The sequence below is a fragment of the Streptomyces sp. NPDC096193 genome (assembly GCF_040302905.1).
In the GTDB taxonomy this organism is placed as follows: Bacteria; Actinomycetota; Actinomycetes; order Streptomycetales; family Streptomycetaceae; genus Streptomyces.
In genome coordinates, this window is record NZ_JBEOSJ010000002.1 from 468718 (window position 1) to 483135 (window position 14418).

General features: G+C 70.1%; 14 protein-coding genes. 9 read left to right on the forward strand and 5 right to left on the reverse strand.

Going from position 1 to position 14418, the window contains the following annotated elements; all coding sequences use genetic code 11:
• Window position 1: 1 nt before the first annotated feature.
• From pucL to ABTX78_RS04885, 3 genes are all read left to right on the forward strand, one after another.
• Window positions 2-925, forward strand: a complete 924-nt coding sequence (pucL, locus tag ABTX78_RS04875; RefSeq protein ID WP_352205391.1) for a factor-independent urate hydroxylase — start codon at window positions 2-4, stop codon at window positions 923-925.
• Window positions 926-1074: 149 nt separating this feature from the next.
• On the forward strand, window positions 1075-2451 hold the full coding sequence (locus ABTX78_RS04880; protein WP_352205392.1) for an 8-oxoguanine deaminase: 1377 nt from the start codon (window positions 1075-1077) through the stop codon (window positions 2449-2451).
• Window positions 2452-2841: 390 nt separating this feature from the next.
• Entirely contained in the window at window positions 2842-4203 is a 1362-nt protein-coding gene (locus ABTX78_RS04885; RefSeq protein WP_365937757.1) for a nucleobase:cation symporter-2 family protein, read from the forward strand.
• A 114-nt stretch (window positions 4204-4317) separates the two neighbouring features.
• On the opposite strand, the gene ABTX78_RS04890 is transcribed toward ABTX78_RS04885, so the two are convergent.
• Window positions 4318-5184, reverse strand: coding sequence for a chitosanase (locus tag ABTX78_RS04890; RefSeq protein WP_352205394.1), 867 nt, complete (start codon window positions 5182-5184; stop codon window positions 4318-4320).
• 143 nt (window positions 5185-5327) lie between these two features.
• Window positions 5328-5927, reverse strand: coding sequence for an exonuclease (locus ABTX78_RS04895; protein ID WP_352205395.1), 600 nt, complete (start codon window positions 5925-5927; stop codon window positions 5328-5330).
• Between the two features lie 197 nt (window positions 5928-6124).
• Here ABTX78_RS04895 and ABTX78_RS04900 point away from each other — a divergent pair, with 197 nt between their 5' ends.
• Window positions 6125-8233, forward strand: a complete 2109-nt coding sequence (locus ABTX78_RS04900; RefSeq protein WP_352205396.1) for a HEAT repeat domain-containing protein — start codon at window positions 6125-6127, stop codon at window positions 8231-8233.
• A 162-nt stretch (window positions 8234-8395) separates the two neighbouring features.
• On the opposite strand, the gene ABTX78_RS04905 is transcribed toward ABTX78_RS04900, so the two are convergent.
• Complete coding sequence (locus tag ABTX78_RS04905) at window positions 8396-9001, reverse strand: TIGR03086 family metal-binding protein (protein ID WP_352205397.1); 606 nt, start codon at window positions 8999-9001, stop codon at window positions 8396-8398.
• A gap of 283 nt (window positions 9002-9284) precedes the next feature.
• On the opposite strand from ABTX78_RS04905, the gene ABTX78_RS04910 reads away from it, so the two are divergent.
• Together ABTX78_RS04910 and ABTX78_RS04915 are read left to right on the forward strand one after the other, a co-directional pair.
• Window positions 9285-9485 carry an SUKH-4 family immunity protein gene (locus ABTX78_RS04910; RefSeq protein WP_352205504.1) on the forward strand — a complete coding sequence of 67 codons (201 nt, stop codon included), beginning with the start codon at window positions 9285-9287 and terminating at the stop codon, window positions 9483-9485.
• Complete coding sequence (locus tag ABTX78_RS04915) at window positions 9482-9622, forward strand: hypothetical protein (RefSeq protein WP_352205398.1); 141 nt, start codon at window positions 9482-9484, stop codon at window positions 9620-9622. Before ABTX78_RS04910 ends, ABTX78_RS04915 begins: the two co-directional genes overlap by 4 nt.
• Before the next feature lie 77 nt (window positions 9623-9699).
• On the opposite strand, the gene ABTX78_RS04920 is transcribed toward ABTX78_RS04915, so the two are convergent.
• A complete protein-coding gene (locus tag ABTX78_RS04920; protein ID WP_352205399.1) occupies window positions 9700-10281 on the reverse strand; it encodes a hypothetical protein in 582 nt (193 codons plus the stop codon).
• A gap of 36 nt (window positions 10282-10317) precedes the next feature.
• On the opposite strand from ABTX78_RS04920, the gene ABTX78_RS04925 reads away from it, so the two are divergent.
• Both ABTX78_RS04925 and ABTX78_RS04930 read left to right on the forward strand, forming a co-directional pair.
• Window positions 10318-11004: a response regulator transcription factor gene (locus tag ABTX78_RS04925; RefSeq protein ID WP_352205400.1), complete on the forward strand. Its 687-nt coding sequence runs from the start codon at window positions 10318-10320 to the stop codon at window positions 11002-11004.
• Window positions 11001-12305: a sensor histidine kinase gene (locus ABTX78_RS04930; RefSeq protein WP_352205401.1), complete on the forward strand. Its 1305-nt coding sequence runs from the start codon at window positions 11001-11003 to the stop codon at window positions 12303-12305. The genes ABTX78_RS04925 and ABTX78_RS04930 overlap by 4 nt, the downstream gene beginning before the upstream one ends.
• A 79-nt stretch (window positions 12306-12384) precedes the next feature.
• Here ABTX78_RS04930 and ABTX78_RS04935 read toward each other — a convergent pair whose 3' ends face one another.
• Entirely contained in the window at window positions 12385-13227 is an 843-nt protein-coding gene (locus ABTX78_RS04935; protein WP_352205402.1) for a CAP domain-containing protein, read from the reverse strand.
• 662 nt (window positions 13228-13889) lie between these two features.
• Here ABTX78_RS04935 and ABTX78_RS04940 point away from each other — a divergent pair.
• Window positions 13890-14375, forward strand: a complete 486-nt coding sequence (locus ABTX78_RS04940) for a hypothetical protein (protein ID WP_352205403.1) — start codon at window positions 13890-13892, stop codon at window positions 14373-14375.
• The last annotated feature ends 43 nt before the right edge of the window (window positions 14376-14418 follow it).

Consider the following 14418-nt stretch of genomic DNA (forward strand, 5'->3'; position numbering starts at 1 on the left):
CATGCCCACGATTCTCGGCCAGAACCAGTACGGCAAAGCAGAGAACCGCGTCGTCAAGATCACGCGGGACGGCGACACCCACCACATCAAGGACCTGAACGTCTCGGTCGCCCTCTCCGGCGACATGGACGACGTCCACTACTCCGGCTCCAACGCCAACGTCCTGCCGACCGACACCACCAAGAACACGGTGTACGCGTTCGCCAAGGAGCACGGCATCGAGTCCGCCGAGCAGTTCGGCATCCACCTGGCCCGTCACTTCGTGACCTCCCAGGAGCCGATCCACCGGGCGCGTATCCGCATCGAGGAGTACTCCTGGGAGCGCATCGCCACCTCGGACGCCAACTCCAAGTTCATCGGCTCCGACGAGGTACGGCACTCCTTCGCCCGCAAGGGCCAGGAGCTGCGCACCGCCCAGATCACCTACGACGGTGAGAACTGGGAGGTCCTGTCCGGTCTGAAGGACCTCACGGTCATGAACTCCACCCACTCGGAGTTCTGGGGCTACGTCAAGGACAAGTACACGACGCTCAAGGAGGCGTACGACCGCATCCTGTGCACCGACGTCGCCTCGATCTGGCGCTACAACTGGACCAGCGACGACGACCGGATGCCCAACTGGGAGAAGTCGTACGAGCAGGCCAAGAAGCACATCCTGCAGGCCTTCGCCGAGACGTACTCACTCTCGCTCCAGCAGACCCTGTACCAGATGGGTTCGCGGGTGATCAACAGCCGCAGCGAGATCGACGAGATCCGCTTCTCGCTGCCGAACAACCACCACTTCCTGGTGGACCTCGAGCCGTTCGGGCTGAAGAACGACAATGAGGTGTACTTCGCGGCGGACCGCCCGTACGGCCTGATCGAGGCCACGATCCTGCGGGACGGCGTCGAGCCGCGGATCCCCGTCGACATGACCAACCTGTAGACGAACCGCTTGAACCCCCGACGCGTGCGCCGGCGTTGAGTCCCAGGGGGAGAGCGGGGGCATCTGCGCAACAACAGAACCGCGGACCCGGTCGTCACCCCGCTCGACCCCCGGGTCCGTTCCAACAATGGGAAGAACGAGGAACCGCCATGGCGGCTTCGCGCATCGTCATCGAGAACTGTGCCATCGCGACCGTGGACGCGGACGACACCGAGTACGCGTCCGGGTACATCGTCGTCGCCGACAACCGGATCGAGTCGGTGGGCGCCGGCCTGGCCCCCGCCGGTCTGGAGAACGTCGTCCGCCGCGTCGACGGCACCGGCCATCTCGCCACGCCCGGTCTGATCAACACCCACCACCACTTCTACCAGTGGATCACCCGGGGCCTCGCCACCGACCACAACCTGTTCAACTGGCTGGTGGCGCTGTACCCGACGTGGGCGCGAATCGACGAGCCGATGGCCCGCGCGGCCGCACAGGGCTCCCTCGCCATGATGGCCCGCGGCGGAGTCACCACCGCCATGGACCACCACTACGTCTACCCGAGGGGCTCCGGCGACCTGTCCGGCGCGATCATCGGTGCGGCGAGCGAGATGGGAGTCCGCTTCACGCTCGCCCGCGGCTCCATGGACCGCGGCAAGTCCGACGGCGGACTGCCGCCGGACTTCGCCGTCGAGTCCCTCGAAGGCGCACTCGCGGCCACCGAGGAGACCATCGACAAGCACCACGACGCCTCCTTCGACGCGATGACGCAGATCGCCGTCGCCCCGTGCTCCCCCTTCTCCGTCTCCACCGAACTGCTGCGGCAGGGCGCCGAGCTGGCACGCCGCAAGAACGTACGGCTGCACACGCACGGCTCGGAGACCGTCGAGGAGGAGGAGTTCTGCAAGGAGCTCTTCGGGATGGGCCCCACCGACTACTTCGAGTCGACCGGCTGGCTCGGCCAGGACGTGTGGATGGCCCACTGCGTCCACATGAACGACTCGGACATCGCCGCCTTCGCCCGTACGGGCACGGGCGTCGCGCACTGCCCGTCCTCCAACGCACGGCTCGCCGCCGGCATCGCCCGGGTCCCCGACATGCTGAAGGCGGGCGTCCCCGTCGGCCTCGGTGTCGACGGCACCGCCTCCAACGAGTCGGGCGAACTCCACACCGAGCTGCGCAACGCGCTGCTCGTCAACCGCCTCGGCCCCCACCGCGAGGCCGCCCTGAACGCGCGCCAGGCCCTGCGCCTCGGCACGTACGGCGGTGCCCAGGTCCTCGGCCGCGCCGATCAGATCGGCTCGCTGGAGGCCGGTAAGCTCGCCGACCTCGTGCTGTGGAAGCTGGACACGCTCGCCCACTCCTCCATCGCCGACCCGGTGATCGCGCTCGTCTTCGGCGCGGCAGCCCCCGTATCGCTCTCCCTCGTGGACGGCAAGACCGTCGTCGAGGACAACCACCTGACCACGGTGGACGAGGACGCCATCGCCCGCTCCGCGCGGGACGAGGCACAGCGCCTGGCGCGGATCGCCGCACAGGGCTGACCCAAGCGTCCGGTCGAGGGGGACGGCCCTCGGCCGGAAGCCGTGGACCCGAGCGGGGTCCATGGCAGCCGTGACCGGGGGGTGCGGCACCGCATATCGGTGCCGCGCCTCCCGGGACGGTGACTCGTGTCTTCACACCCCCGAAGCACCGGGCTCACCGCTGCACCACTTCGCACCACCTCCCTGACACCCGCGTCGCCGCCGACGTGTAACCGACCGGAGGAACCGACCGTGGCCGCACAGCCCAGGTTTCCGAACGATGCAGACACACCCGCAGACGCGACAGCAGACGCAGACGCGGCACCGGCAGTACCTGACGCACCGGCAGTACCTGATGCACCGGCAGCACTTGACGCACCGGCAGAGAAGAAGCATCCGGTCGACGAGACCCTGCCTCCACTGAAGATGTTCACCAGCGGCCTTCAGCATGTGGCCGCGATGTATGCGGGTGTGGTGGCCCCGCCCATGATCGTGGGACCCGCCGTGGGGCTGAGCGCCACGGACACGGCCTTCCTGATGGGGGCCAGCCTCTTCACCGCGGGCATAGCCACCCTTCTGCAGACGCTCGGCTTCTGGAAGGTCGGCGCCCGGCTCCCGTTCGTCAACGGAGTCTCCTTCGCCGGTGTGACCCCGATGGTCGCCATCGGCAGGGACCGCGGAGCGGACGGCATCACCGTCATCTTCGGCGCCATCATCGTCGCCAGCGTGCTCGGTTTCCTCCTCACGCCGTACTTCTCGAAACTGGTCCGCTTCTTCCCGCCCGTCGTCACGGGCACCGTCATCACCCTCATCGGCGTGTCGCTGCTGCCCGTGGCCTTCACCTGGTCGCAGGGCGGCAACTCCACGGCCGACGACTACGGTTCGATGAAGAACATCGGCATGGCGGCCCTCACCTTCGTGATCGTGCTGGCCCTGCGCAAGGTCCTGCGCGGCTTCCTCCAGCAGATCGCGATCCTGCTCGGACTCGTCGCGGGCACGGTCATCGCGGCGCCGCTCGGCATGGCGAACCTCGACGCCATCAAGAACGCCGACATCGTCGGCTTCCCCACGCCCTTCCACTTCGGCGCGCCGCAGTTCGAGATCGCCGCGATCGTCTCCATGTGCGTCGTAATGCTCGTCTGTATGACGGAGTCGACCGCCGACATGCTCGCCCTCGGCAGGATCGTGGACCGGCCGGCCGACGAGCGGATCATCGAGGGCGGGCTGCGTGCCGACACCCTCGGCAGCGCCATCAGCCCGCTGTTCAACGGCTTCATGTGCAGCGCCTTCGCCCAGAACATCGGCCTGGTCGCGATGACGAAGGTCCGCAGCCGCTTCGTCGTCGCCGCGGGCGGCGGCATCCTGATCCTGCTGGGCCTGTGCCCCGTCGCCGCCTCGGTGATCGCGCTCGTACCGCTGCCGGTCCTCGGTGGCGCGGGCATCGTCCTCTTCGGCTCGGTCGCGGCGAGCGGCATCCAGACACTGGCCACCGCCGCCCTGGAGAAGGGCGAGAACGCGCTGATCGTCGCCGCGTCGGTCGGCATCGGACTCATCCCGATCGCCGCGCCGGAGTTCTACCACGCCTTCCCGAAGGACGCGCTCGTCGTCCTCGACTCCGGCATCTCCACCGGCTGCATCGTGGCGATCGCGCTCAATCTGGCCTTCAACCACCTGGGCAGGAAGGGCGGTTCGGACGAAGTGCAGCAGGACGCGCAGGGCAGTGGGAAGCCTGACGGGGTGACGGTGCCCGCGCCGGCGGCCGCTCTGCACTGAGCGGACCTTCGCCGATGACGGCGGGGAGGCAGACGCGCGAGAGGGCGCCTACCCCACGACGGGTACGCGTCCTCTCGGGCCGGCACCCCGCCGCGTGCGGCGGGTCCGTGGCTATCAGTCGATGTGGAAGCTGTCGCCGTAGACCTTCCAGTCCAGCGGCGTGTTCAGGTTGAGGTTGTTCTTCTGCACGAAGACCCGCTGGGCGGTGTCGACCCGGCTGGTGTCCTCGTGCGCCTCCTCCTGCTTCATCGCCCAGACACGGGCGTCGAGGAACGCGTTGAGGTAGCTCTTCTCGTCGCCGCCCTGGGCCGGGGGCCTGGCCTTGGCCATCGCCCGCTTGCGGATGCTGCTGAAGCCGGCCGGGTCGCCGCCGTCGCCGTGCATCACGATGGCGTCGTAGTAGATGAACTGGCCCAGCACGCCGACACCGTCGCTCTTGCCGCGGCTCACCGCCGGGTTGAAGTACACCCGGTCCCGCTCGTCGTTCTGCGCGGTCTTGAACGCGGGGTCCTCGGCCGCCTTCGTCCAGTCCTTGGTGAAGTTCGGGTCGAGGCCGGCGTGCGAGTCGCTGCCGTCGACGTTGCGCAGCGCGGGGAGGTACCTGGCGAGGACGTTGCCCGGCTTGCGCTTCGTGTAGAGCTCGACCAGGTCGAGCATGTCACCGGTGCCGGAACAGAACCCGATGATTCCGGCGGTGTAGCCGCGCCCGTCGCCGATGTCCTCGATGTACTTGTACTGGGCCTTCCAGTCCAGCGAGGAGTTCTCCGCGCTGGAGACGAGCTTCATGGCGATCTCCTTCTTCGCCGGGTCGTCGAGGCCGACGGCGGCCGGGGCCGCCGCGGTCGTGGAGGGAGTGTCGCTCGCGTCCGAAGGGGAGTTGGCCGCGAAGGCGGTGGCGGGAACCGCGATCAGTGTCACGCCGAGTGCCAAGCGGGGGAGGAACCTGAGCGGACTCTTGGCGCGCTTGTGGGGGGTGGGCACCTTGCCTCCATGAGGAGTTCGTCGTTCCGTCTTCTATTAGGAAGCTTTCCTATCAGGGTCGGGAACGACTCGTACACCCTTTCCCCGCAAGGAAATTCGACCCGATTACGGGCCGTGAATACCGAAGCGGCAGACCCGCGAGGTCAGCGCCCCGGCCACGCCATGAGGTTGTTGAAGAGCTCCGCCTGCTCGATCGCGTCGTCCAGGCCGTGATGCGTGTGCCGCCTCGTGGAGTGGAGTTCGGGCGGCATGGTCTTCTTGACGACCGCGCGCAGCGGAAGTCGCGCCTTGGTGGCGTACAGGGTCTTCATGTCGAAGCAGCCGGAGTGACCGAACGGACTCGCGCCGGTGAACCGGATCAGATACCAGTACGGGAACGTCCAGTCGTACGTGGCGGGGTAGCCGCACATCACCGGCTGCGCACCGGTGGAGACCTCCCGCACCCAGGCGGCGAACTCGGCCATGGCGTCGCCCGGTTCGCTGCCCTCGGCGATCAGCCTGTCCCGGTCCAGCCCGCTGACCGCGAGTGCCTCGGGCACGAAGTCCTCGCTGATGGGGCGCAGTTCGCGGTAGAACGTCCGCGCCTTCGGGTCCGCCGGCTCGTAGCCGTCGGCGTCCTGGCGGCCGGCCACGGCGGCGCCGAAGCTGATCATCGAGTAGGGGCCCGGGATCGGGCCGTCCGCCTCGACGTCGACGGAGACGTAGAGGCTGGGTTTCACGCGTGGTGCCGTACCTCGGGCCATACCGCGAGCATCGCATCGGGGCGGCTGCCGGCACATCTGCATTTCCGGGGCACGGCTTTGGCTCTGAGGGCGCGTCGGCACGGCCTCGGCTCTGAGGGCGCGTCGGCACGGCCTCGGCCCGGAGGGCGCGTCGGACGCATCGAGGGCGGGAGCCGGCATCGGAGGCGTTGTCAGACCTCCGTGACATGCTCGGAAGCATGGATCACGAGCAGGTTTTCGCCGGTCTGGACAGCGTGCGCTGGGCCGAGTTGGAGCATGCGTACGGCGAAGCCGACGACCTCCCCGGCATGCTGCGTGCGCTCGCGGGCGACGACGCGCAGGCGGCCGAGGCGCTCGACGAGCTGTGGAGCAGCATCCTGCATCAGGGGACGGTGTACCCCGCCACCGTGCAGGCCGTGCCCTTCCTGGCGCAGCTGGCCGCGGCAGGGACACGGACCGTCGATCTGCTGGTCCTGCTCGGTGGCATAGCGGAGAGCGACGACGTGTACGGGCTGCCCGATCCCGATGCGTGCCGGGCGGCCGTCGCGTCCCAACTTGCGCTGATCCTGCCGTTGTCGGCGTCCGAGGACGCGCGGGTGCGTCAGGCGGCGGTCTGGACGGCCGGCAGCACCGGTGCCGCATCCGCCCTTCCGCGGCTGCGCCGGCTGTGGGACGAGGAGAGCGAACCGGGAGTCCGGGCGGAGCTGCTCGCGGCACTGGTGCGGCTCGACTACCCGGATGCCGCGGATGCGGCCCTGGCGGCGATCGTTCCCGGCGAACCGGCCGAGCTGCGGATCGTCGCCGCCATGGCCTGCCTGGACGCCGGTCTGCCGTGGACGCCCGCACACCGGGACACCCTGGTGTCGCTGCTCCCGGCGGACCGGCATGTCGCCGGCCGCTTCGACCAGGCACGCACCGAGCCGCTGCACCATGTCGTCGACACGCTGCTGCGGCGCGACACGGACCAGGACCGCTCCTCGGCGTACGAGTTGATCCGGGCGGCACTCGCCGCCGGGGACCCCGAGGCCCGGAAGGAGGCGCTGTGGGCGGCCGAGCACGCCTGCGTGATCTCCCGCAGCGCCCCCGGGCGGCTGGCTCCCTCGCTGCTGGCCCTGCTGAAGGCCGGGGAGCACACGGCCTCCCTGCTGCCCATCCTCGACAAGCTCGGCGTCCATGCGCGGCCGGCGGCCCCGGCGCTGGCCGCGGTCGCCGCCGCGGGCGGCGACCTGGCGGACCGGGCACTCGCCGTGCTGGTGCGGGTCGCCCCGCACGAGGCCGCACCGCTGCTCGCCCGCGACCTCCCCGACCGCGCACGTGCCCTGGCGGCAGCGTGCGGGTTCCCCGGCAACCGGCCCGAGCGTGACATGCCGTACGCACCGGAGCTGCTCAACGCCATCCGCATCCGGCTGACCGACGACGAACTGGCGGGGAACGAACCGGTATGGCTGACCGGCCTGCTGGCGGACTGGGGCATACAGGCGGCCGCCGCCCTGCCCGAGCTGACCGCGGTGCTGGACCGCTTCCCGGCGGCCGTGCCCCAGGCGCTTGCGGCGGTCTGCCCGCCGGACAGCCGCGACGCCACCGCGGACGTCCTGCGACGAGCAGCCGTCACGGGCCCGCCGGAGGGCCGGTACGCGGCAGCCGACGCCCTGTGGAACCTGACGGGGGAGACCGGCCCGCTGGTGGACGAACTGAGGCGCCGGCTGGAGCAGAGCGCGGCGCCGGAAGCCTGCCGGACAGCGGGCGCGCTCGGAGAGGAAGGCGCCTGTCTGGTCCCGCAGTTGCGCTCGGCCCTGACCCCAGCGGGCCGCAAGCGCACCGTCCCCGAGCTCGACGCGGACATCCAGACCGCGCTCGCGCTGTGGCGGCTGACCGGCGAGGCGAACGAAGCGGTCGACGTGCTCGCGGGCGTCCTGGCCGAGGCCTCGGACGGGACCTGGACGCGCTGGTCGCTCCGGGAGGCAGCCCTGGCGGCCGCCCATGTGGGCCCGGCGGCACAGGCGTTGACACCCGCCCTGGAGGGTCTGCTGGACGATCCTTCCCACGCTCCGGCCGCGATCAGCGCCCTACGAGCGATCAGCGGCGGACCGGACCCTGTCCGTACGGCGGAGATACTCCTGACCTCCGTCGAGCACAACGCCGACGCCGACACAGCACTCGACGCCTTGGGCGCGCTCGGCCCCGACGCCCTGACGCCCCCGGTCAGCGCCCGGCTGAAGGCGCTGGCCGAACGCGATCTGCGGGTCGTGACGTCGGGAGTGGAGCCGGGAATCGTTCCGGCGGACGAGCGGCTGAGGGAGCGCGCACGGAAGCTGCTCGGGGCCTGACGGCGCATCGCGCGCCGCCGGCGGCGTCACGGAGGTGTCGGCCTCGATCGATGGCGGACCGGGATCCGGCCCGCCACCACACTGCACTTCCCGGGCCGCCTTCCGCCCGGATGCGCTCCCGGGGCCACCGCCCGCCCGGATGCGGCGCGAGAACGGCCCGGGTCAGTGTCCCGGCCGCCAGTCGGGACGCCGCCCGCTGAGCCCGATGACCCGGTCGAGCAGCGGCGCATCGGCGGGGACGTCGACGACGGGTCCGAACGCGTCGCCGCGAGCCTCCTCGTCCCCGGGCGCGGGCTTCATCATCCCGTACGACTCGCGCAGGCTCGCCTCGTCGCAGGCGTACTTCTGTCCCGTGGCCTGCGCCAGGTCCCAGCCGTGGACGACGAGCTCGTTCAGCGCCACGCGGCCGGCGATCGCGGCAGGAAAGGTGACCCCGCCGGCCTGCGTGTCCCCCTCCCACGCCTCGGGCACGGTCCAGGCCTCGGCCAGCTCGTCCAGCCGCTGCGGGAGCACGTCCCGCCAGTCGTCACCCAGGACGGGCCGCGAATCGCCGGGACTGGAGGCCGTCAACGGTCCGAGGTCCTTGCGGGCGGCATCGCGGAAGGCCGTCGACAGCATGACGACATGCGCCAGCAGCTCCCGCACGGCGTACTCGGGACAGGGGGTCGGATCCCCGAGCCGGTCGTCCGGGATGCCGGCGACGAGTCGCGCCACGGCGTCGGCGGCGGGGCGGAGATCGGGGGAAGAGGTCTGCGCTGTGGAGTCCATACCAGGGGAGACCGTGCCCGGGTCCGAAATTCATCGCTGGAGCATCCAGAGCCCGGGCGACAGGCTCTGACCTGCCTTTTGCCACCGTCGATTCCTGGAGCGCACGTGCCTGAAAACGGGTAAGCGTTTGATCCTGGTGGGATACAGCGACGGAATGCACTCGGAGCGGTCGATCGGCTACCCCTTGATGAACAAGAAGAAGGAAGCCGGTCTGCAGGCTGTATTCACCGAGCGGGCTCCCTGCCAGAAGTTGTCTTTCTGAGGACTCGGTGCATGTCGGTGCCTGGGCCGCCGAAATGTACCGGTCCCCGAGAAGTATCGGTCCTGGCTCGTCCTCGGGTATTTCCCCTATGCCACGGCGGCATTCAATCCGGAGGACAGCCGGGTCTACTCATTCGCCGACGACGGCGAGGGTGAACCTGTCCTGATCCATGAGAGTCTCGAATCTCTCGTGCGCGCTCTGATCGTTCTGAAGGAATCATGAAGGACAGGGCGGTGGACCCGGACCTCTCGCCCGAGCGGATCCGGATCAGCATCGAACCCTTCGACAGGAACCCCTTTGCCGACGAGGATTCTGCCTGGAGCCAGATCTACGAAGAAATGTCCGACGGCATCTTCTGACGGCACGTCCTCGAGCGAGGACGGCCCGGGCGTCCCACACCCCCGGGCTGCCAGGTCGTGTGCCCACGGGACAGCCCTCAGAACGATGTCTCGCGCACACTCGCCCGGTCCGACGGCTCCGTCGTCGCCGTGACCTCCGAGCGCTGCCGCTCGGCCGCGAACGTCACCGTCAACGTCTCCGGGGCGCTCTGCGTCGTACTCGCCGTGAAGCCCTGGTTCGGCACCGCCGAGATCAGACACACCCCGCCGCTGCCGTAGCGCACCGTGGCTTTGCCGCCCCGGGACGAGATGGTGTGCACTCCGGAGCCGCCCTCCTGGCAGCCCTGGTTGCCGGTCGGCTTCCCGTCGGACGGCGGATCCTGCGGGCTCGGCGTCGCGCGCGGTGTCGGCGGCCGTGACTCCCGCGGCTTGTCGGCCGTCTTCGTCGGCGCCGGCTCCGGCTGCCGCCGGGAGGCGCTCGGCGAAGGGGTGGGGCTCGGGGAGCGGGACGGGCGCGCCGAGGGCGTCGGGGAGGCGGCGAAGTCCTCGGGTGCCGACTGCGCCACCGGCGCCGTCGGCCTGGTCGAGCCGACCACGAAGTGGACCGTGAATATCACGGCCGTGACGCTGGCTGTCGTGCACGACAGCCAGATGAGCAGATAGCGCAGGTACCGGGGCACGGCACCATAGTGGCGGACCGGCTAACGTTCCTGCCCATGGCCTCCGTACTTGTCGTCGAGGACGACCCTGTGATCCGTGCCGCACTGACCGAGGTCCTCAGTGCGCACGGGTATGCGATCAAGACCGCTCACCAGGGTTTCGAAGCGCTGCGCGAGGTCACCCAGGCCCCGCCGGACATCGTCGTGCTCGACCTCGGACTGCCCGATCTGGACGGTCTCGACGTGCTGCGGATGATCCGCGGGATCTCCCGGGTGCCGGTGCTCGTCGCCACGGCCCGCGACGACGACCGTGAGGTCATCAGGCTCCTCAACGCGGGGGCCGACGACTACATGGTCAAGCCGTTCTCCGGCGGGCAGCTCGCCGCCCGGATCGCCGCCGTGCTGCGGCGGTCCGCGCCCGATGCGAACCGGGCCCGGGAGCCGGTCCTTAAGGTCACCGACCTCCGCATCGACACACTCGCTCGCACCGTGCACCTCGCCGGCCGCGAGCTCTCCCTCACACGGCGTGAGTTCGACCTGCTCGCCTACCTCGCCGCCAACGCCGACCAGGTCATGTCCCGTACGCGCATACTGTCCGAGGTGTGGCAACAGCCGTATCTGGAGGACCAGACGGTCGATGTCCACCTCTCCTCGCTGCGCAGAAAGCTGGGCGAGAAGGCTTCGCATCCCCGGTACCTCCACACCGTGCGCGGCATCGGGATCAAGCTGGTCAGCTCGCCATGAGACGCGCCCTGGCAGGAATCGCCCTCGCCGTGACCACGATGGTCGCGCTGTCCTTCCTCATCCCGCTGGCCCTGCTCGTACGCGAACAGGCCCGGGACCGCGTCACCACCGCCGCCGAGCAGCGGGCGGCCGCCCTGTCGCCGGTGCTCGCCCTGACGACGAAGCCGGCCGATGTGCAGCAGGCGGTCTCCGGCCTGGGCTCCGACGACCAACTGGCCGTACGGCTCCCGGACGGCGATCTCGTCGGCACGGTGCACGCCCCGCGGCAGGCACTGGAACGGGCCGTGAGCAAGCGCGAGACGCTGGCGATGGACACCGCCGACGGCTGGTTCTACCTGCAGCCCGTGGTCCTCGCCGAGGACCGGGTGGCCGTCGTCGAGTCGTACGTGCCCGGCGCGGATCTGACCCGCGGGGTGTGGGCGTCGTGGGGCGTGATGGCGCTGCTGGCCATCGGTCTGGTGGGCGGTTCGGTGCTGGTGGCCGACCGGCTGGGCGCTCGGGTGGTCCGCTCGTCGCGGAGCCTGAAGAGCGCGTCACTGGCACTGGGGTCCGGCGACCTCGACGTACGGGTGGATCCGGACGGGCCGCCGGAACTGCAGGAAGCCGGCGCGGCGTTCAACCACATGGCCGACCGTGTCGTCCAACTGCTCGCCATCGAGCGGGAGATGGTGGCCGACCTCTCGCACCGGCTCAGGACGCCGCTGACCGCGCTGTACCTGGAAGTGGACCTGATCAGGGGGTCACCCGGGGCCGGACGGATCACCGCGGCCGTCGAACAGCTCGAGACCGAACTCGACTCGATCATCACGGCGGCCCGGACTCCGCTGGCCGCCGGCCAGGCGGGCGGGACGGTGTCGTCGAGATCGTCGGAGATGGCCGAAGTGGTCGCGATGCGGCTCGACTTCTGGTCCGTGCTGGCGGCCCAGCAGGAGCGGCTGTGCGAGCGTTCCTTCACCCCGCGGCGTACGCCGGTCCGCTTCCCGGAGGACGAACTCGCGGCCGTCGTCGACGCGCTGATCGGCAACGTCTTCCGGCACACCCCGCAGGGCACCGCCTTCGCCGTACGGGTGGAGCGTGACGACCGGAGCGTGCGGCTGACGGTGGACGACGCGGGCCCGGGCTTCGCGGACCCGGAGACCGCGCTCACCCGCGGGGTCAGTGTCGGCGGCTCCACGGGGCTCGGCCTGGACATCGTGGCCAGGGCGGCCCGTGACGCGGGCGGGGAGCTGGAGATATCGCGGGGGCCGATGGGGGGCGGACGGGTACGGGTGTCGTTCGCGCTGGCGGACGCGGGGGGGTAGGCAGACGGTCGGGCGGGACCGGTCAGGTCCTGCGCTGCCGGCCGGACCGGTCAGGTCCTGCGGTGCTGAGCGGACCCGGTCAGCGGCGGGCGCCGAAGTTCTGGGTCCACCAGGGGCCGCCGTCGCCGACGTGCACGCCGACGCCTATCTCCTTGAACGAGCAGTTCAGTATGTTCGCGCGGTGGCCGGGGCTGTTCATCCACGAGTCCATGACCGAGGCGGCGTCCGCCTGGCCGCGGGCTATGTTCTCGCCCAGCGTGGACCAGGCGTATCCGGCGGCCTCCACCCGGCTGGTCATGGTGGATCCGTCCGGACCGGTGTGGGACATCACGCCGCTCGCGGCCATGACATCGCTGTAGTCGTCGGCGGCCTCGGTCAGCTGCGCGTTCGCGGTCAGGGGTGAGCAACCGGCGGACGCGCGCTCCTTGTTGACGAGGGCGAGGACCTGCGCCTCGGCGCCGTTCGAGCTGCCGCCGTCCGAATCGCCCGACCCGCCGGACCCGGAGCCGGACCCACCGGACACCGGGCCCGACGCGCGCCCTCCGCCGCTGCCGCCCGTGCCCTTGGCGCTCTTCGCGTTGGTCTTCGGGGCGGTCGTCGGGGTCTTCTTCGCCTTCGGCCTGACCGGCACGCTCTTGGTCGGGCTGGGCGTGGCCGACGGACTGGGACTCGCGGACGCGGACGCCGAGGGAGAGGCGCTGCCCGTGGTGTCCTCGCCCGCGGCCGTGTCGGGCAGGGCGTCGGCGGCACTGGCCGCCACGCGCTCCCCCTCGCCGCCCTGATCCCCGCCACCGGTGAGCAGGGTGGCCCCTACGCCGGCCGTGACGGTGAGCGCGCCCAGTGCCAGGACGAGGTTCCGCTTGCCGGGCCCGTCCTTGCGGCGGGCGTGGGAGCGGGATCGAGCGGCACGGTGGGAACTCATGGTCAGGCACCTCGTCGATTCGGCGAGCCGGTTAACCCCGGTGGGCGCGCGGACGCGCCCACCGGGACTGTGGGGGGTTGCCGAAGGAGCCTATGGCGGACGGGGGCCGGGGAGGGGGCCCGGAAGGGCTTCTTCAACAAGCCCTAAGGAAGCCATAAGACTCCGATCGGGCGGGCGGGGGCTCGGGGTGGTCGCATGCCCTGCGGGGGCGGACGTGCTTCTGCCCATGGGCGGGGCTGGTTCGCTTGTCGGCGCGGCCGGAAATCTCAGAAGACGTCGCTGGGAATCGGATGCTTCCTCTGATCAACTCGCAGGTGCCAGCAGGGTCAACCGTGGAACGGCGGCGAGGGCGATCAGCGTGGGCGCGGCGAATACCAGCGGCGCGGCGGCCCGCTTTGACGAAGAGCGGCGCCAGCACTCCGGTGACCGTAGTGGAGATCAATCCCAGACCGGCCGCCACGCGGAGTGCACGGTCTCCCGTGGTGCTCGTCTCGACCACGTAGGCGTCGTTCCTGGCCTTGATCATGTGCATCCTCGTTCGACAGGCGCAGATGCAGTTGTTTCGTTTGCGGACGTGATCCCCAAGACGCGGTAACTGTAGCGAGCCTTCCCAACGTGGTTGCTAGTGTTGGTCGTTGATGCAGATCGGGGCGGGGGCAACGATGACGTTCGATGACGAGTGGGCACAACTGAAGTCCGAGGCGCAGGACAGTCGATCTGCGCAAATGCGACTCAATGCGGCGGCGCCCGATCCGGGTGGGTCGGGTTCGGGGATGAAGCCCGATCTGGTGGTCCGCCAGGACGATCTGGGCAAGGTCGGCAACGAGGCGTTCCGGGTCCATGGCGAGCTGCAGAAGAAGGCCGACATAGCGGGCGCGGGCATGGGCAAGGCCGGGGCAGGGTCGACCGCCCGAGCCGCCGCCGAGCTGAAGAGCCGGAACCTCACCGCGGGTGACGAGCTGTACACCACGCTCGAGGTCTGGACCGCGCAGCTAAAGACCGTGCTCCAGATGTGTGCGCACATCTCGAATCACCTGGACTTCTCGAAGAAGTTGCATGCCAACGACGAGGCGCAGATCGCTGCCGCACTGAAGCGGCGGGACGGTTCAGCGGTGCCGGCGTCCGAGATGTCGAAGTACGTCAAGTAAGCGGGGGGCTGGGTAGTGGGGGCATTCACGTACACGAACCTCA